The 16,519-nt window shown below is 42.1% G+C and carries 18 protein-coding genes and 1 pseudogene; 1 reads left to right on the forward strand and 18 read right to left on the reverse strand.

The window, feature by feature from the left end; all coding sequences use genetic code 11:
• Positions 1-2 precede the first annotated feature (2 nt).
• From batB to EHR06_RS08815, 14 genes and pseudogenes are all read right to left on the reverse strand, one after another.
• Positions 3-1,001 (reverse strand): annotated as a pseudogene (gene batB, locus EHR06_RS19375) (VWA domain-containing protein BatB); the annotation flags it as partial.
• Complete coding sequence (gene batA, locus EHR06_RS08755) at positions 998-1,942, reverse strand: VWA domain-containing protein BatA (RefSeq protein WP_135756646.1); 945 nt, start codon at positions 1,940-1,942, stop codon at positions 998-1,000. The pseudogene batB and the gene batA, both read right to left, overlap by 4 nt.
• Positions 1,939-2,841, reverse strand: a complete 903-nt coding sequence (locus tag EHR06_RS08760) for an LB_053 family protein (RefSeq protein ID WP_135756647.1) — start codon at positions 2,839-2,841, stop codon at positions 1,939-1,941. The genes batA and EHR06_RS08760 overlap by 4 nt, the downstream gene beginning before the upstream one ends.
• The gene (locus tag EHR06_RS08765) at positions 2,838-3,662 is read right to left on the reverse strand and encodes a DUF58 domain-containing protein (protein ID WP_135756648.1); all 825 of its coding nucleotides are present in this window, start codon (positions 3,660-3,662) and stop codon (positions 2,838-2,840) included. Before EHR06_RS08765 ends, EHR06_RS08760 begins: the two co-directional genes overlap by 4 nt.
• Positions 3,663-3,676: 14 nt before the next feature.
• Positions 3,677-4,687: an AAA family ATPase gene (locus tag EHR06_RS08770; RefSeq protein WP_100723826.1), complete on the reverse strand. Its 1,011-nt coding sequence runs from the start codon at positions 4,685-4,687 to the stop codon at positions 3,677-3,679.
• 11 nt (positions 4,688-4,698) lie between these two features.
• Positions 4,699-5,346, reverse strand: coding sequence for an LIC20036 family protein (locus tag EHR06_RS08775; RefSeq protein ID WP_135756649.1), 648 nt, complete (start codon positions 5,344-5,346; stop codon positions 4,699-4,701).
• 122 nt (positions 5,347-5,468) lie between these two features.
• The gene (locus EHR06_RS08780; RefSeq protein ID WP_135756650.1) at positions 5,469-6,755 is read right to left on the reverse strand and encodes an LIC20035 family adhesin; all 1,287 of its coding nucleotides are present in this window, start codon (positions 6,753-6,755) and stop codon (positions 5,469-5,471) included.
• Between the two features lie 99 nt (positions 6,756-6,854).
• Positions 6,855-7,943 carry a DUF1574 domain-containing protein gene (locus EHR06_RS08785; protein WP_135756651.1) on the reverse strand — a complete coding sequence of 363 codons (1,089 nt, stop codon included), beginning with the start codon at positions 7,941-7,943 and terminating at the stop codon, positions 6,855-6,857.
• Between the two features lie 44 nt (positions 7,944-7,987).
• Positions 7,988-8,353, reverse strand: coding sequence for a PLU-1-like domain protein (locus EHR06_RS08790; protein ID WP_135756652.1), 366 nt, complete (start codon positions 8,351-8,353; stop codon positions 7,988-7,990).
• 153 nt (positions 8,354-8,506) lie between these two features.
• Entirely contained in the window at positions 8,507-8,929 is a 423-nt protein-coding gene (locus EHR06_RS08795) for an SRPBCC family protein (protein WP_135756653.1), read from the reverse strand.
• 15 nt (positions 8,930-8,944) lie between these two features.
• Positions 8,945-9,757 carry an SDR family oxidoreductase gene (locus EHR06_RS08800; RefSeq protein WP_135756654.1) on the reverse strand — a complete coding sequence of 271 codons (813 nt, stop codon included), beginning with the start codon at positions 9,755-9,757 and terminating at the stop codon, positions 8,945-8,947.
• A gap of 50 nt (positions 9,758-9,807) precedes the next feature.
• A complete protein-coding gene (locus tag EHR06_RS08805; protein WP_135756655.1) occupies positions 9,808-11,094 on the reverse strand; it encodes an NAD(P)/FAD-dependent oxidoreductase in 1,287 nt (428 codons plus the stop codon).
• Positions 11,087-11,602 (reverse strand): low molecular weight protein-tyrosine-phosphatase, encoded by a 516-nt coding sequence (locus EHR06_RS08810; RefSeq protein ID WP_135756656.1) that lies wholly within the window; start codon positions 11,600-11,602, stop codon positions 11,087-11,089. The genes EHR06_RS08805 and EHR06_RS08810 overlap by 8 nt, the downstream gene beginning before the upstream one ends.
• A 12-nt stretch (positions 11,603-11,614) precedes the next feature.
• On the reverse strand, positions 11,615-12,379 hold the full coding sequence (locus EHR06_RS08815; RefSeq protein ID WP_167492283.1) for an SDR family NAD(P)-dependent oxidoreductase: 765 nt from the start codon (positions 12,377-12,379) through the stop codon (positions 11,615-11,617).
• 135 nt (positions 12,380-12,514) lie between these two features.
• Here EHR06_RS08815 and EHR06_RS08820 point away from each other — a divergent pair, with 135 nt between their 5' ends.
• On the forward strand, positions 12,515-13,537 hold the full coding sequence (locus EHR06_RS08820; protein WP_135756658.1) for a GGDEF domain-containing protein: 1,023 nt from the start codon (positions 12,515-12,517) through the stop codon (positions 13,535-13,537).
• On the opposite strand, the gene EHR06_RS08825 is transcribed toward EHR06_RS08820, so the two are convergent.
• The 4 genes from EHR06_RS08825 to EHR06_RS08840 all read right to left on the reverse strand — a co-directional run bounded on the left by EHR06_RS08825 (position 13,538) and on the right by EHR06_RS08840 (position 16,476).
• The gene (locus EHR06_RS08825) at positions 13,538-13,936 is read right to left on the reverse strand and encodes a cyclic nucleotide-binding domain-containing protein (protein ID WP_135756659.1); all 399 of its coding nucleotides are present in this window, start codon (positions 13,934-13,936) and stop codon (positions 13,538-13,540) included.
• Positions 13,937-14,152: 216 nt separating this feature from the next.
• Positions 14,153-14,758: an NADPH-dependent FMN reductase gene (locus EHR06_RS08830; protein ID WP_135756660.1), complete on the reverse strand. Its 606-nt coding sequence runs from the start codon at positions 14,756-14,758 to the stop codon at positions 14,153-14,155.
• A 106-nt stretch (positions 14,759-14,864) separates the two neighbouring features.
• Positions 14,865-15,566 (reverse strand): ParB/RepB/Spo0J family partition protein, encoded by a 702-nt coding sequence (locus EHR06_RS08835; RefSeq protein WP_008588776.1) that lies wholly within the window; start codon positions 15,564-15,566, stop codon positions 14,865-14,867.
• Complete coding sequence (locus EHR06_RS08840) at positions 15,550-16,476, reverse strand: ParA family protein (RefSeq protein WP_135756661.1); 927 nt, start codon at positions 16,474-16,476, stop codon at positions 15,550-15,552. Before EHR06_RS08840 ends, EHR06_RS08835 begins: the two co-directional genes overlap by 17 nt.
• Positions 16,477-16,519 lie beyond the last annotated feature (43 nt).

Below are 16,519 nucleotides of genomic sequence, written 5' to 3' on the forward strand. Positions count from 1 at the left end.
CCCCAGAACTCTATTACAAAAAAATCAAATAACAAAAGCAGAAGCGCAGGTATCAAAAATTTTTTGGCTCCTTCTGCCCTTCGTAAATTACGAATTCTTTGTCCCGTGTTTTTTTCCATGGAGCCTATCCAGGATTTTATATCAGAGATCTCGGGACTTTCAGAATCTAAAGATAAAAATCTACCCTCGTTTGCGGATGCGAGTTCTTTTAGAAATCCCGGGTTGGATTTAGAGATAATTACACCCGGAGAATTTTCATAAGGAGCTAAGGATCCGTCTTTGGTTAAAAATCCATACACTCTGGAACCATCTTCAGAATATCCTATGGGGCCCCCTGTTGGAGTTCCTACAGACCAGACCCAAACCTCTGCGGGAAATTTTACGATACCTGGAGAATCCAAATCTTCTCCATCGGAGATCAAAACTAAAATACGATTTCGCAGTACCTGATTGGAATTCAAAACTTCTTCCGCTTTTTTGAATGCGGATTTCAGATCTGTTCCTCTATCTCCCACTATATCCACATCAAGGCCTCTTACATACTCCGAAAATGCGCGAGTATCCGAAGTCATGGGACAATACACAAACGGAGAAGCGGCAAAAACGATCATACCGAACCTGTTCCCATTCAGCTGAGGAAGAAGTCTCAGTATTGTTTCTTTAGCCCTTGTTATTCGAGAAGGACGAGTATCCACAGATTGCATAGAAAGACTTACATCCACCAAGAATAGAAAGTCCACACCCTTAGAGACTTCCTCTTCCTTAGACTTGCTAGATTCGGTTCTTTGGTAGGCAAAATAAGAAAGATAGAATACGAAAGAGAGTAACAAGATCCTTGCGAGTACTATATAAAAAGGCGGGACCTTGGATTCTCTTTGTAAGCCGGGATATGTTTTTTTCCAACGGCTCCAATAAAAATAGAATACAAGCTTAAATAAAGAATAAGCGAAAAAGATCAGTCCAAGTGAGATCCAAAAAGATTCTAAAAAAGTTTCGCTCATACGTAATACCGAAACACCCAAGAACGAACAAGTAGATCCAAGCCCAATAAGGCCAGCGCATAGGTCAGAAAAATTAAGGACTCCGATTCTCTCACTTCTTCCGGGGGAAGGATCAAAAGATCTTTTTCTAAGGAATCGATCGAAGCCAAAACTTCTCTCAACTCGCTTATATCTTCCGCTCTATAAAATACTCCTCCCGTTCTCTTGGAAAGTATATCCAAAATTTCGAAATTCACCTCGTAAGATTGATCCTCTTTTCCTATGCCTATGGAATAAATTTTAACTCCGACACCCTTTGCGATCTCTGTAGCTGTCACCGGATCTATACGTCCGGTATTGGAAGCTCCGTCCGTTATGAGCACGATCACTTTTGATTTTGCAGGAGACCTGCGTAATCTATAACAGGAAAGAATAAGTGCATCACCGATGGCAGTTCCTTGCTCCGGAACAGTTTCTTCTTCAGCTTGGCTTAAAATTTCCTCTAAAACTTCTCTGTCGCTTGTCAAAGGAGATTGTAGATAGGCCCCTCCTGCAAATACTACCAGGCCCAAGCGATCATTTTCTCTTTTTCTAATAAACTCTTTGAGTAATTTTTTAGAGACCCCTAGACGAGTCTCGGGTAAGAAGTCCCTGCTTTTAGACATGGATCCTGATACATCTAATGCGAGAATGATATCCACTCCCTTGGTCTCATCCGGAAGGAATCTATATCTTTTTCCGGGACCTGCAACCGAGATCACGAATAATGTCAACGCGATAGGACGGATCAAAGGTGCGAGTGAGGATAAAAAACGTTTTAAGGAGAAGACCTCAGATCGGACCTTTCCAGGTATTCTGAGTTCCATTCCGAGTGCAGGCTCATTTTTCCAATAGGAATAGAATGTCCAGATCCAGATCGGAATAATTAGAAAAAGATAATATGGAGACTCCCATTCCGTCATTTGGAAAGCGCCTCCTTCCAATAATCCCAGGCTCTCAATGCCTCGGAAGAAGAGATTTCAACTTCTTCTCCAGAATATTGGGCCCTGCGAAAGGTATTCTCCCAATTTCTGATATCCTCTTCTTCCAATCCGAAAGAATCGTATATACGTTGGAATAATTCCGCCTCTGTGAGATGTGCAAACGGGGCATTCATCTTTTTGGACATATTCTCTCGGATATAACCGGAAAGAACTCTATAAAAGACCCTGGCGAATACGGGAGGAGTATTGATGATCTCGTCCAATTTACTTTCGTATATTAGAATTTTCTGAACCCAAGGATCCGCTTCTACAAGTGCGTCCATGGTCCTTTTGGATGCTGTTTGGTTCAGATACCAAGCGTAGAAGATCCCTAAACCCAATGCAGCCAGACCCGCAAGGATTGCCGCCAACTTCCAGCCGTATTTTCCGGAAAATTCCAGAGGCGGCAGGATCTCCTCCGGAGTTTTATCCTTCTCCCCTATGGAAGAACGAACAGTGAGAGCCGCTTCCGAATGAAATTCTTTCCCGTCCTTATCTTTCCAAACAAGAGGCAGATAAAATTTTCCGGAAGTATAATAAGAAACGATCAACTTGATCTTTGTATCCGAAATTTCGGAAGAGATTACCTCGAATAAAGGAAGATCCGGAGAGTCAGGATCGGGATACATTCCTTTGGAAGGAAGCTCGGGACTCTGTATCTCTCCTTGTTGGAATTCCAACAAATATTCCGCCTGGTCTCCGATCCCTACTTCTTTAGGTTCCCAGTCTTCTTTCCAAGCAAATGCAGGTGCGGCAAAGAACAACAGGAACAAGTAGAATATATAGTAGAAAAATTGAATACGATCCAAGGATCTTAGACGGCAAACCCCCGCCTTCATGACATACTTCTCCAATATTCCAAAAGTTTGTTCGGGTCCGTATCTTTTCCTTCTAGTTCCAAACATCTGGACTTAAATAAAAATTCCAGATTCTTTCGAATACTTCCGCCTACAGGTGAAGGAATAGCGCCTGTTTCAGGATCTTTTAGAAGAAAGGATTGGAAAAAACCTCTGGGAGCACCTTCTTCCAAACGATCCTTAAATCGGATCGCATGTAGGGTATGAAATCTTCTAAGGCCTGTAAGTTTTTTTAAAGAAGGAAGTCCGTGAAAATCGGAAAGTATATAAGAATCGGTGTATCTTCTTATCCTGTTTTTTAAAAGTATGAACGGAAGTTTAGGATCCGTTCTTAGTTTTCGATGAGGGTAAGAACGGACTTTTTCAAGAGAAGAAAGTGCCTCTTCCGTGTTCCGGATATATCCTGTTTCCCATTCCAATCGATCCGAATAGAGCAAAATTTTAGCGAGGTTCCCTTTTCGTACATAAAGTAAAACTAATAGAGCTAAGACCTGAAAAGCGTTTTCCGCTTTGGTCCATTCCGAACTGCTCCAATCCATGGACTCCGAAACATCCAGGAAAAAAACTCCCAACCTTTCTTTCTCTTCGTAGAATTCTCTTACGTGTAATTCTCCGAATCTAGAAGTTACGTTCCAATCGATCAGTCTTGTATCGTCACCGACAGCATAAGGGCGGACATCTTTGAAGTCCACTCCCCTGCCCTTTCTGGAACTCGCGGCCGTACCTTGTCTATTCCGAAGAGAAAATCCTCTCTCCTTAAAATCCAAAAGTTGGATCAGGTTTTGGTATTCTTTACGGAACATTTTAGTCGATTAGATCAAAGCACCTGGGTTGCGTCCGAAACGATCCGGACCACCGACTCGATGCCCACATCCTCGGAGATCGCTTCGAAAGTAAGTAAAATCCTATGGCGAAGTATCTCGGGAAGGACCGCCTTTACATCCTCCGGAGCCACATAATCCCTTCCTTCCCATAAAGCTTTTGCTTTGGATGCTTTGAGTAGACTCAAACTCGCTCTGGGAGAAGCTCCATGTTTTACATAAGGAAGAAGATCCGGTACTGTCTTTTCTTCCGGACGAGTATTTCGCACTAAACGAACTATATAACTTTTTAATTTAGGCTCTACATGGACCCTGTCCACAAGTGAGGAGATCTTTAGAACGTCCTTAGCAGTTGCAGTTTTCTTAATACGTTTTGGACCGGCCGCAAGTTTACCATGCTGCTCAAGGATCGCAAGTTCCTCGTCCATATCAGGATAATCTACAAGGACCTTCATAAAAAAACGGTCCATTTGAGCTTCAGGCAGTGGATACGTTCCGTCTTGATCGATCGGGTTCTCTGTTGCCAGCACCAAAAAAGGCCTCTCCAAAGGAAAAGTATTCTCTCCTATGGTGACTGTTCTTTCTTCCATACATTCTAAAAGAGCGGATTGTACTTTTGCTGGAGCCCTATTGATCTCGTCCGCAAGTAAAACTCCTGTGAAGATCGGTCCTTTGCGTGTGGTGAATTCTCCATTTTTAGGATTGAATACGACCGTTCCGATCAAGTCCGCAGGAAGAAGGTCAGGTGTGAACTGCACTCGTTTAAAATCCAGGTCTAACGCGGATGATAAAGATTTTGCCAGAAGTGTTTTTGCAAGTCCCGGCATTCCTTCCAACAAAACGTGACCTTGGCAGGCCAAAGAAATAAGCAGATTTTTAACTACTGCTTCTTGGCCTGTGATCTCTCCGGTCAGTTCCTGGCGGATCCGATCCAATGTATCCTTTGCAAAATGAATATCGGATTCGGATAAAGGTGTATTCTCGCGATCTTTTGCGATGGATTCCATATTACTTCCTATTAACGTTCCGCAAGCCAACGGCCGGAACTATTCGTGCCTTGGTAAGCTCCCTGGATCTTTTTACCGTCCAAGTCTCCGGTATACGTTTGTGTAAAAGGAACATTACTTCCTATCTCGGAACATCTTACCCCTGCGCAGGATCTCACAAATCGGATCGACTTGCCGGTCACTCTAATTCCGGTTAGGGTCTCGTTTGATCCTTTTCCCCAATTCGTAAAACGTAAAGTGGCAGCTATTCCTCCTGTCTTTCGAGGGAAAATACTCAGCACGCCTTTATGAGTTCCGATCTGTATTTTATAAGTCCCTACAAATGATTTTTCAGAGTCACTCAAAGGTACCTGGTTCGGATTTAAACTTTGTGCATCCTCTAAAAATTCTATCTTCTCTACCGTTTCGAGAGGAATCGAAAAATCGGGGTCTTGGAGTATTACATTTTTAGAATTTAAGGAAACTAAGGTCCCTTCCGTAAAGGAACCGCTATAGGTTACCTTTGCCTGGCGGTTTACCGAACTACATCCTCGGACAAAATATCCGAGTAAGAAGAACAAAGGAGCAGCGACCAGTATCCCTAGGCTGATTTTTTTGAGATCGTTATTTGTGATAATTTTTTCCAAGGCGAGGATTCCCTTTTCCCATTCTGCATCCATGTTGGAATTCCTACACGGATCGGAGAAGAATTTTCTAAATTGAGAAAAGCCTTTCTAAATATTATAAGCCCGGAGGTAACCCCCGAGCCTTTTTACTTAAGAGCGAGACATTAGGCTAAAGATCACTTACAGCCTTGCAGTTCTCCCATTTTAGGATTTTCCCTACCGTTCACGTAATATTTTTTACCCTGAGGCGTGGTCCAACAATCGTTTTTTTGGTTTGTTCCAGGCATAATCGGCCCTTGACCGATCTTTGCTCCGGACTCATCATACTCGACCGCAGTACCGTTCGCAGCGATTTCAAAGGACTTCTTGCCGTTTTTATAATATGCAAACGGGAAATCGGGCTTGTATTTGGCCTTCAGTTCGTCCGTTTTTTCATCCATCAATAATAGGTCGAAAAGAAGTTTTCCTTTACCTAGGATTGTTCCGTCCTTATCGTATACTTCTGCGGAGCTCATCATCATTTCGTTCATCATAGTTCCTTTATACGCAGGATTTCCGGTGCTCCAATAGAAGGTCCAATCTCCCTTACGAGTATGATCTCTTTGCCCTTCCGCAAAAACCTTTCCGTTTTTATAATATTCTTTCCAAGCGCCTATTCTAAGGGATTTTCTATCCGCACCCGCGCCTTTTGGAGCATAGTTACCTTCGGACTGAGGGGATCCGTTGTCGTAATAGTTTTTCCAATAACCCGTTTTTAGATCGTCCGAATTGTTTCCTTCGGAAGAGATTGTGTTCCCGTCTTTATGATAATTCGTTTCTTTGCCGCTTTTTTTGCCGTCTTTGAATTCGATTACGGATTTTTTAGCTCCATCTTCGTTATAATAATCTTTCCAGGTCCCTACTTTTTTATCGTCCGCGTAAGTTCCTTCGTCGCTTAAGATACCCTTATCTGTTTTAGACCAGTAAGGTCCATTCTTCTTGTCAGCTTTATAGATCGTGCTTTCAAGTTGGGTCCCGTCTTTCGCGAGTTTTTTCTCTTCACCTTCTTTTACTCCGGCAACATAAGGAGTCTCTCTTAAAGTTTCTCCTGTTTCGTATAATGTCTTCCAGATACCTTCTCTTTTATCGTCCTTGTAATCACCTACACGGACAAGAACGGAGAATTTATTTTTTTGAAGATCTTCCTTCTCCACATATTCTTTCCAGGAACCGTTACGTTTTAGTTTTTTGATCTGATCGGGAGTTAATGCGCCGGCTTGGTCCGGAGTACAAGGTTTACCGGAACAGTCCAGGTTTACCGGACCTTCTGCCTTTAAATTGAATGTTTCTTTGAATTTTTCTATTCTGATATTCGGCTCTAAAATTTGGAACTCGGCATTTTTGCCCTTGTTCTCAACGACACTCGCAGAAGAACAACCGATCAAAAGAGAAATTGAAACCGCTGTGGAGATAATTTTTTTCATGGGTTCGCCTTATGGGGAAAATCTAACGAAGCAAAATTAAGGCAGACAATTCCTCTCGTCAACCTCCTTTCCCCGGCGAATTATATAGAAAGAAGCGGATTACTCTCCGGAATATCTCATTCTTAAAAAGCGTAAGAATGGGCGGTAACAGTCCACTGCCATATGACCGCTGTCCGCAAAAGTATTACAATCGTAGTCGGATACTTCTGCCATATCAATGATCGGGATGCCGAACTTTTGGTTGATCGGACGAATCCGTTCCCACCAAGGAGCCGGGATATTCAGTTCTTTTAGAAGATTTTCCAATGGAAGAGAAACTTCAGGGCGGACAACGACGGTAGGAACACCTTCCGCTTTCACTCTATCCAGGATCTTTTCGTAAAAGGAGAATTGCATTTCGGAAGGGGAATATTTAGGATAGATCCAGCCGATTGTGCGGAATGAACTTGCTTCTAATTTGCCGAAATCCTTCTCCATAAAACCGCCTGCAGGAGAGATCGCATTCCCCTTATCATTATGCAGAGATTCGATAGTCAGCTTTTTGATCAGATCCGCTTTCTCGAATTTTTTACTGGTTAAGTGAGCATAAACATTAGTGATATAAGGTTTATTCTTACTCACTCCGAAGAAATAGTTCCCCAGATAATAGTTCACATTCTCCTTACCTAGATCCCAGGCATTGGAAAGAACGAATCTAAGATCGAAACTATTCGCTAAATTCGATTTTTTGAATGTAGTGCTATTTGCATTGAATTGGAAAGGATCCGCTTCCAAAACCAGAAAGTCCGGTTTTACACCCGCTTCGAATAATCTTTCTAAAAAATATAGATAATATGCGGGAGTGGTTACTGCAGAAGAAAGATTGTATACTTCCCAGTCAGGATAGAAGTCCAGGATCTCTTGGTTCTTGAAGTATAACATCCTGGAAGATCCCATAAGAAGTACCAATTTTTTGTCGGACTTCTTCTCGGCGTTCTTACCGAACTTAGAGATCATCTCTTTTAATAAGTCTTGTTTAACGTCGTAATAGATATAGGTTAATTCTACTTTCACGTAGTCTCGAACCTTATCCAAAAAGAAAATTTTATCTATAGCAAATATGAATACGAAAAGAAGTACGGGATAAAATAGAAAAGGATGGGAGAAAAAATTAATTTTTTCTTCTGGTTTAAGCTCGTTCTCGGACACGAACTCAAGACTCCCCGGCTGACCGGGGATGTCAATAGATTATATCAAGCAGTTGCGAGAGTTTCGGTAGCTCTGCGGCGTTTTTGAAGATCTGCCAACCATTCTTCGGTCGTTTTGCAATATCCTACCAAACGTTTTACATGTATACGACGCTCCGGATCCAAGATCTCTCTAGCTTCACGAACGATCTCTTCTACTATTTTGATATGAAAGGAAAAGTGGCTGGTGAATAAGTTAAAGTATTCTTTGTCTGTGGCGAGCCAATCTGTGGATTGGATCTCATTTAAGAAGTTTTCCATCTTAGAGATATCTGTATCGAATTCGGACTCATAAGGAGAGTTTAAGATCGAAATCGTATCCGTGATATCCGTAAGACTTTGAAAATAAGGATCTAGTTCTGGAAAGTTCACTGTTATACCGCCTTGAAAAGCAGCTCGCAGCCTTTGGTCTCTTATGGAGAAAAGACCGCGAACACCCTATAATCGGGGCTCTAATGTCATCTTTTTTTAAGGACCCGAGAGTTCAAGTGGAAAATAAAAACTTAATCCGACACTAAAGAGATATTAGTTCTTCCTGAGGTACTGCAATAAATGCATACTTTCTTCGTCCCAGCCTTCGGAAGCAGCTTCTATCCAATAGTCGAATTTTTCTCCCAAAGGATATCCTGAATTGGTGAGTTTCAGAAGAGTAGAATCATCTCCTTCTTTTTCGAACTCCAGCTTAAGTTCTATATCACCTGCCGGATGATCCTGCCATTGTAATATCAACTCTTGGAAAGGAACGATCTTTTTATAAATACCTGTAGAAGTAAGTTCTCCTTCGGGACCTAGGTTCCAAGTCCAAGAGAAAGTACCGCCTAGCTTAGGACGTCCCGTTACCTTATCCGCCAGCCAATGGATCAACTCCTCATTGACAGTAACGGCACTCCAAACTTTTTCCAAAGGAAAATCATATTTGAATTCTTTAATAATGCTTCTAGTTTCCATATAGACTTAAGTCCTTTAATGAAAGTCCTTATAAAGTTTTTTATATAATATCTTTTCCAAGAAAGAAGGAGAAATATTCCTCATCCATTTCATGAAGAATCCGCTTTTATCCATCACCACAAGTCTTGAGTTCGGATCTTCGATAGAAAGTATCATCTTCTCTGCAACTTCTTTCGGAGTTTTACTTTTGCCCGAATAATGGGATTCTCCCAATACCTGGCCGTCCCCGTCTATACCATTCGCTCTTAGATTTGTTTTGGTATAAGGAGGACAGAATATGATAAATCTAAGACCTTCTTCCGAAAGTTCTATACGAGCGGATTCCATAACGGCATGTAACGCAGATTTAGAAGAAGAATAAGCGCTTCTTGCAGGGACTCCATACAGCCCGCTGACTGTGGATGTGACCATGACTGCCCCCTTATTCTTTTTCAAAAAAGGAAGAAGTCTCATCGTAAGGAAAACAGGACCGAAAAAGTTCACATCAAACGCCTTACGAAACGCTTCTATCTGAGTTTGATCGAATCTAGAATGAGCGGTTATACCTGCGTTATTAAAAAGAACGTCTATACCATCCGCAAGTTTTGCCAGCTTAGCAACCGCTTTGTTGATCTCTTTTTCAGAAGAAAGATCCGCCTGGATATGGAAAATTTCCGCAGGTCGTTTTTCCTTCTTCTTAGAAATTTTACGAACCAGCTCCGGCTCTGATCTGGAAAGATTGATAATCTTGCAAGGGATCTGGGATAAACTTTCTAATAAAGCTTCTCCTATTCCGGAAGAACCTCCCGTTATTACGATTGTTTTGCCTTTCCAAAGATCAGTTCGCATCGGGCTTATTCTTTTATTATGTACGACCTATTCAAGGATTATTTTCGGCTTTAATTCGGCGTAGAAGACCCGTTGGAACTGGAATCAATCTCGTCCTGGATCAATCTTGCCTCTGCGCGAAATGTAATATAAGACCAAACCCAAGTGATAAAGATGGAGATCTTATTTTTGAATCCTACTTGATAGAAGATATGGATGAATAACCAAACAACCCACCCGAAAAATCCTCTCAATCTGAAATTACCGACCTGAGCAACTGCGTCCTGTCTTCCGATAGTCGCCATACTTCCCTTGTCCAAATAGTGGAAAGGTTTTCTTTTTTTAGATTTCAGATCTCCTCTGATAAGAGAAGCAACATATCTTCCTTGCTGCATCGCAACCGGAGAAACTCCAGGCAAAGGTCTTTCTAAACCTTTGGAATAATTCGCAATATCACCTATCACGAAAACTTCAGGATGGCCTTCCACATTACAGAACTCATCCACCATCACTCTTCCCATTCTGTCCGTAGGAACTCCTAAGGAAGCTCCGATAGAATTTGCCTGCACTCCCGCAGCCCAGATCACTGTAGAAGAAGCGATTGTTCTACCTTCTATCTTGACTCCGTTCTGGTCTATCTCCAGGACCTTGGTTCCTGTTAGAACTTCTACTCCCCTCTTCTCTAAACGGATCTTTGCAAACTCGCTTAACTTGGGAGCAAATGCCGCAAGAAGTCTAGGAGAAGCCTCTATCAGAGTGATCTTTGCTAAAGCAGGATCGATCGTGTGGAATTCGTTTCTAACGATCTCATGAGAAAGTTCCGCGATGGAACCTGCAAGTTCCACACCTGTAGGGCCTCCGCCAATGATCACATAATTCAAATGTTTTTTGGCAACTTCAGGATCGCCCGCAAGTTCTGCCTGCTCGAAAGAAGTCAAAATTTTAGTTCTGATAGAAAGAGCATCTTTCAGGGATTTTAATCCTATGGAATATTTTTTCCAATGGTCATTCCCGAAATAACCGGATTTGGCACCTGCGGCCAATATTAGATAATCATAATCTTCGGAATGCCCCTGGAAGATTACTTTTTTAGCCTGGATATCTATCTTCTCCACTTCTCCCAAATAAACTGTTACGTTCTTTTTGTCCCCGATAAGGGATCTAGTAGGGATTGCGATGTCGGCAGGACTCAATACTGCGGTGGCTACTTGGTATAATAAAGGCTGGAACAAATGGTGGTTTTTTTTATCTATAGCGATGATCTCCAAATCTTCTTCTTTGGATAATTTTTTGATCGCCTGCAATCCCCCGAAACCTACTCCGATTACTACTACTTTCTTTTTTTCACCCTTAGGCATTCTTTACTCCATTTTTACTCAAAACGTATTCCAGAAACCCTTCCGAAGCTTCGGAAACGATCTGGTGGACTTCTTCGAAGTCCTTTAAAGTCCCATAATATGGATCAGGCACCTCGGAATCTTTTCCTTGGCCCTTTTGGAACTTTCTGAACAAATGAATTTTTTTTCTTTCTTCTTCATTCGAAGCGAGTATTCCCAGATCCTTATTATTGGATCTGTCCATCGCCAAAATAAAATCGTAATATTCAAAATCGGATCTTTTAAATTGTCTCGCCTTATGAGTAAGCTCTATTCCTTTCTTACGGGCTGTTTGTCTGGTCCTCGGATCCGCCAATTCTCCGATATGATAACGAGAAGTTCCGCAGGAATCCACTTCGAAAAGAGAAGTAAGCCCTCTCTTCTCCAATAGATCCACGAACGCACCTTCTGCAGCGGGAGATCTGCAGATATTACCCAAACATACAAAGAGAACCTTGCAGATATTCGAAGAGTCTGGAGTTCCTACCATATCCAAAAACCTTTATCTAGGCCCGATCTTCTCCCATAAAAACTCAGGAAGAGATCTCATCAAAGCTCCGATCAATGCCCAAGGGAACCAAGGAACAGTAGCGGATCGAACTCCTGACTCTATCCTATTGTAAATTTTTTTAGCGCCTTTTTCTGCGGAAACAAGAAAAGGACGGGTTTCTAACTTTTGATTGATAGGAGTATCTATAAATCCTGGATGAATAACAGTTACCTTTATTCCGAATTTTCGGACTTCTCCCCTCAACGCTTCTAGATAAGTAGAAACTGCCGCCTTAGAAGTAGAATAACTTGCCGAGCCAGGAAGACCTCTAAAAGAAGCGACGGAAGAAATCCCTACGATCTGCCCGCTTTTCTGTTCTCTAAAGACGGGTTGTAAAGAGGAGATACCCGCCATAAGTCCGATCAAATTCGTATCGATCACCTTCTTGTCCGCTTCGAAACTTTTTTGCCCGAAAGAAGAGTTGGTAGAAATTCCGGCGTTCGCAATGAACAAATCCACTCCACCAAGATCCTTAGCAAGTTTAGGAAGGACTTTAAAATTATCCGCTGATTCCGAAACATCCAGGGAAGCTAGAACCACCTTACCACCTTTATTAAAAGAGCGGATCTCTTTTGCAATATCCTCTAAAACATTTTTCCTTCTAGAAGTGATCGCCAGATCATGCCCGGCCTTCCCATATAATAGGGCAAGCTCTCGACCGATACCTGAGCTAGCTCCTGTGATAATAACTTTTTTCTTATGAGGACCTTTGGACATAGATGAAACCGCCAAGTAATTCATTAAATTGGTTTACCCCTAGGGTGGAAAAGAATTATTTTACCAGTATTCCATACCAAACCGGAAAGTTAGGAGTTCCTACCAAGGACCTTGGACTTATAACCCCGAACCAAAATGCGAAATCTACAAGAAGAACTAAAAGAAAAAGAAGAGGAAATCCAAAAACTCAAGGAACTATTGGAGCTCTACGAAAGAGTTTCCAAACTGGGAGAAGTAGAATTACTCACTGCGGAGCAGACCCTCAACGCTCATGAAACCACGGCAAATCTAGCCAGAAACGAACTCATAGAAATGAGGGACAGGTTCAAGGGTCTAGGCCAGATCAACTCGGAAAGAAAAAACGCAATCTTAGAGATAGTAAACGATAAGGAAGCCCCGCTCCCGAGCCTCGCGAATAAATTCGAAGAGATGGGAAAGAAGGACGATTACTTTTACTCCGACTTCTTCAGAATTATCGCAAACCTGGACCTGCCTGAATCCGAAGCAAGATCTCTCTGGAAAGAGATCTACGCACATGCAGAATCATTAAGCAAACAATTGGGCAGAAGTATGAACTTCGTGGTTGCCCTCCTAGATTATATTTATCTAAAAAACCGACTGATCGAAAATCCTAAGATAGTAGACATTTACTCCTTCGAAGAGATCATCCTAAACGCAGTCATAGACGAAGGAACAGGGATCTATAATAGAAGATATTTCAACCTGGTCCTGAACAAAGAGATCACCAGAAGTAAAAGATATAAAAGAAGTTTCTGCCTATTCCTATTCGACCTGGACAATTTTAAGAAGATCAACGATACCAAAGGACATTCTTTCGGGGACGATATATTAAAACTGGTGGCAGGAACACTGATGTATGCCTTCCGCACAGAAGACATCAGTTGCAGGGTCGGAGGAGAAGAATTCGCAGTCATTCTACCGGAAACCAGCAAAGAAAACGCAAAAGTGGCGATCGAAAGATTCAGGACCTATTTGAGAAATTCTTCCAAAAACGATTTCGGGATAGAAGTCACAGTGTCCGGAGGAGTAGCAGAATATCCGACAGACTCGGACGAAAGCAATAGGCTCTACTCTCTCACAGACGCAAAACTTTACGAAGCAAAAGCTGCCGGAAAAGACCGTATTACGTATACCTGATCAGGTATCTCCGATCTGATATTCGATTTCTTTTGTAGTAATTTCGTTCAGTTTAGAGATCAGAAGTTCGTTGGTATTCGCCAAACGATCCGCCAAAATCCTCACCATCTTGGCGGCAAACTCAGGATTCGCAAGAAGGTATCTTTCCAATTGTTGTTTGGATTCCACCGCGACCATTTCGGTATCCATAACCGCCCTTGCAGTAGCAGTCCTAGGTTTGGCCCTGAACAAAGCCATCTCACCGAAAAAATCTCCCTTCTTCATCAATGCCAAACGAGTGGCTGAGTTTTTATGAGTAAAAAATATTTCAACAGTCCCAGAGGTGATGATATACATCGAGTTGTTCAACTCGCCTTCTCTGAAAATAATTTGGCCGGCCTGGATATTAATTTTATTCATGAATTCCTAACTTTCGATTTAGACCGAAACATCTAAAGATCCGGTCCGTCTTATCTGACTTCGAAACTTTTCGTTTCCTAACTGACGGATCAATCCGACAGCTCTCAGAATATATCATCGGGTTAGAAAAGACAATCTTTGAGCCAATTCCTGGGGGAAGGAACTCCCCTCCCCTGCTTGGCCTTATAAGTAGGGCCTGCTGAGAATTATGTCACATTAAGACATTCCATTCTTAAATCTAGGATCCTGGACCACACCTGACTCACGGATCTCAGACAACACATCCGCATAAGCAACTAGGATCTTCAAAGCGAAGCCGCTTCTCTCCCTGATAAAACTATCTTCCGGAGAAACAGGCTCTCCTCCATTGATCAGATGTTCCACATCTCTGAAGATCAACTGCTCCGGAATATAGCAGATCTTTGTATTTTTATAACTGCTCGCTCTCATCTCATTGATAGGAAAAGCACCACCTCTACCGGAAGAGACGGAAACAAGTAGCCCGGGCTTATGGCCCAACTGAACAAGACCTGCATGAAGGAAAAAATTCTTAATAGCGGGGCTTGCCATACCGCCGTACTCGGGAGTGATAATCACAAAACCTTCGGAACTTTTCAAATTCTCATCGATAGGTTTCCAAAAACCTGTCCAAACTTGGTTGTCTCCGGTCTGAGTAGAATCATATAGAGGAAGAGGATTTTTGCCCAGGTCCAATGTCCAAGTTTCAACGGACATTTCTTTTAATTTAGAATTTAAAAATTCTCCTACTTTAGAGGATTGAGATTCTTTCTGTTGGGAGCCAACTATGATTCCAATTTTCATTCTATTCCTTTATTAGAAACCTAGTGCGGATAAAAAATCCGACAAAACGGTAGTATGAGAACAGGATCAGGAGCCTCTACTTTTCTCCAACGAGAAAAAAACAGTATTAGCTCAATCCATACTTTTTCTTTAGGTTAGAAAGTTCTCTTAAGAAGGATTCTCTATTCTTAACGGTCAGAGGTTTAAGATCCAGTGTAACCCTTTCACCGGGTTTGCGGGGTGAAATCGTTTCACCCCCCCGGCCTTCTTTCTTTTTCAGGAGGGTTTCCAGGTTTTTGACGGAAAGATCGCTTCCACTTTTAAGCAATTCCGAAACTGATTTTTGATCCAGCCTTGCAATAGAGCTTAACTGTTTTACATATCTTTCGGTATAACCTAGGATCTTACCGACTTCTTCAGCGGTTTTTTTTCTTTCTTTCCTTAGGAATTGGATCGCTCTTCCTACTTCCCAAGGATTTAAACTTTTACGTTTTTCGTTCTCCGCCAAGGCAATCTCGTAACATCTGTCCTCGGAAGCCTCGGTCTCCACAACCGGAATGGATTTCCAGCCGATCAGTTTTGCCGCCTGGAACCTTCTTTCTCCGGCTACGATCTGGAACTTCTTACCTAATTTACGGACAACGATCGGCTCTATCAAACCCAGACGTTTCATGGACTCCACAAGATCGCTCACATCTTCTTTTCCAAAAACCCTAGGTTGTTCCGGATTAGTGATAATATCAGAAAGAAGAATTTCTTTTTTGAGAGATTCGTCCCCGCCGAAAGCTGTTAATAGATCCAGCCCTGCAAAATCAGATCTTTTTGCCATTTGCTCTCCTCATTACTTCTTCCGCCAAGGTAGAAAACATCTGCATCGCTTTGGGATCATATTCGGATAAAAGTTTACGTTTTGCCTGGGACTGAGGGATCGCTTCTCTCCTGTACACAACAGAATCAAATACCGGGAAATATTTCCGAACAGTTTCAGCAAGACCGGAAAGCGCTCTCGAATCCTCATACTGATTTAACACTGCACCCAAAAGCCCTAGACCTGGATTTGCTTTTTTACGGATCTTCTCAATTGTACCGTGAAGATCTTTCAGACCTTGTACACTAAAAGCGCGAGTCTGGATCGGAACCAAAACAAGATCAGCCGCGATCAAAGCATTCTCCAGGATCAAACCCAAAGAAGGAGGACAATCTATAATAATATATTCGTAAGAAGACCGGATCGGCAGAAGCGCCTCTTTTAAAAGATCAAAATCATCTCTCTCATAAGGAGTCGTAAAATTCGCCAAATGAATGGAAGAAGGAACCAGATCCAAACCGGGAGCCAGGTTCACAATAATTTCGGAAATATCTACTTTAGATTCTTCTTTATAACCTAAGCTATGAAAGACTGATTTATCCGCCTGGCCGACGTAAAGCTGAGTGATATTTGCCTGAGCATCCCAATCCAGAAGTAAAACTTTTTTGCCTGCCTTTGCCAATGCTTCCGCAAGACAGATAGAAACCGTGGTTTTACCTTCTCCACCTTTTTGATTGGAGACTGCGATGATCACAGATTCGTAGGAATGTTTTGTTTTTTTGGAGAAGTACTTATCCAAAACTTCGGTCTTATACTTGCCCTTATTGTCTTTGGGCAGGGACCATTTTTCCGCCTTCTCCAGAAACTCATCTTCCGAACTTAAAACGTATTCGGAGAGGACTTCTTCCACACTTAAAACTCTGGCTTTCACTTCAGACCTTGCCCTGATAATAGATCAAACTTTAAGACCCAAT

It is taken from the genome of Leptospira dzoumogneensis (assembly GCF_004770895.1).
GTDB classification, from domain to species: domain Bacteria; phylum Spirochaetota; class Leptospiria; order Leptospirales; family Leptospiraceae; genus Leptospira_B; species Leptospira_B dzoumogneensis.

Coding starts and splice junctions, on each gene's coding strand:
- EHR06_RS08780 (WP_135756650.1), bottom strand. CDS start 6,755: ATGAAAAAAATTATCTCCACAGCGGTTTCAATTTCTCTTTTGATCGGT.
- EHR06_RS08800 (WP_135756654.1), bottom strand. CDS start 9,757: ATGCGAACTGATCTTTGGAAAGGCAAAACAATCGTAATAACGGGAGGT.
- EHR06_RS08810 (WP_135756656.1), bottom strand. CDS start 11,602: ATGGTAGGAACTCCAGACTCTTCGAATATCTGCAAGGTTCTCTTTGTA.
- EHR06_RS08775 (WP_135756649.1), bottom strand. CDS start 5,346: ATGGATGCAGAATGGGAAAAGGGAATCCTCGCCTTGGAAAAAATTATC.
- EHR06_RS08830 (WP_135756660.1), bottom strand. CDS start 14,758: ATGAAAATTGGAATCATAGTTGGCTCCCAACAGAAAGAATCTCAATCC.
- EHR06_RS08770 (WP_100723826.1), bottom strand. CDS start 4,687: ATGGAATCCATCGCAAAAGATCGCGAGAATACACCTTTATCCGAATCC.
- EHR06_RS08820 (WP_135756658.1), top strand. CDS start 12,515: ATGCGAAATCTACAAGAAGAACTAAAAGAAAAAGAAGAGGAAATCCAA.
- EHR06_RS08765 (WP_135756648.1), bottom strand. CDS start 3,662: ATGTTCCGTAAAGAATACCAAAACCTGATCCAACTTTTGGATTTTAAG.
- EHR06_RS08805 (WP_135756655.1), bottom strand. CDS start 11,094: ATGCCTAAGGGTGAAAAAAAGAAAGTAGTAGTAATCGGAGTAGGTTTC.
- EHR06_RS08825 (WP_135756659.1), bottom strand. CDS start 13,936: ATGAATAAAATTAATATCCAGGCCGGCCAAATTATTTTCAGAGAAGGC.
- EHR06_RS08835 (WP_008588776.1), bottom strand. CDS start 15,566: ATGGCAAAAAGATCTGATTTTGCAGGGCTGGATCTATTAACAGCTTTC.
- EHR06_RS08760 (WP_135756647.1), bottom strand. CDS start 2,841: ATGAAGGCGGGGGTTTGCCGTCTAAGATCCTTGGATCGTATTCAATTT.
- EHR06_RS08795 (WP_135756653.1), bottom strand. CDS start 8,929: ATGGAAACTAGAAGCATTATTAAAGAATTCAAATATGATTTTCCTTTG.
- batA (WP_135756646.1), bottom strand. CDS start 1,942: ATGACGGAATGGGAGTCTCCATATTATCTTTTTCTAATTATTCCGATC.
- EHR06_RS08815 (WP_167492283.1), bottom strand. CDS start 12,379: ATGTCCAAAGGTCCTCATAAGAAAAAAGTTATTATCACAGGAGCTAGC.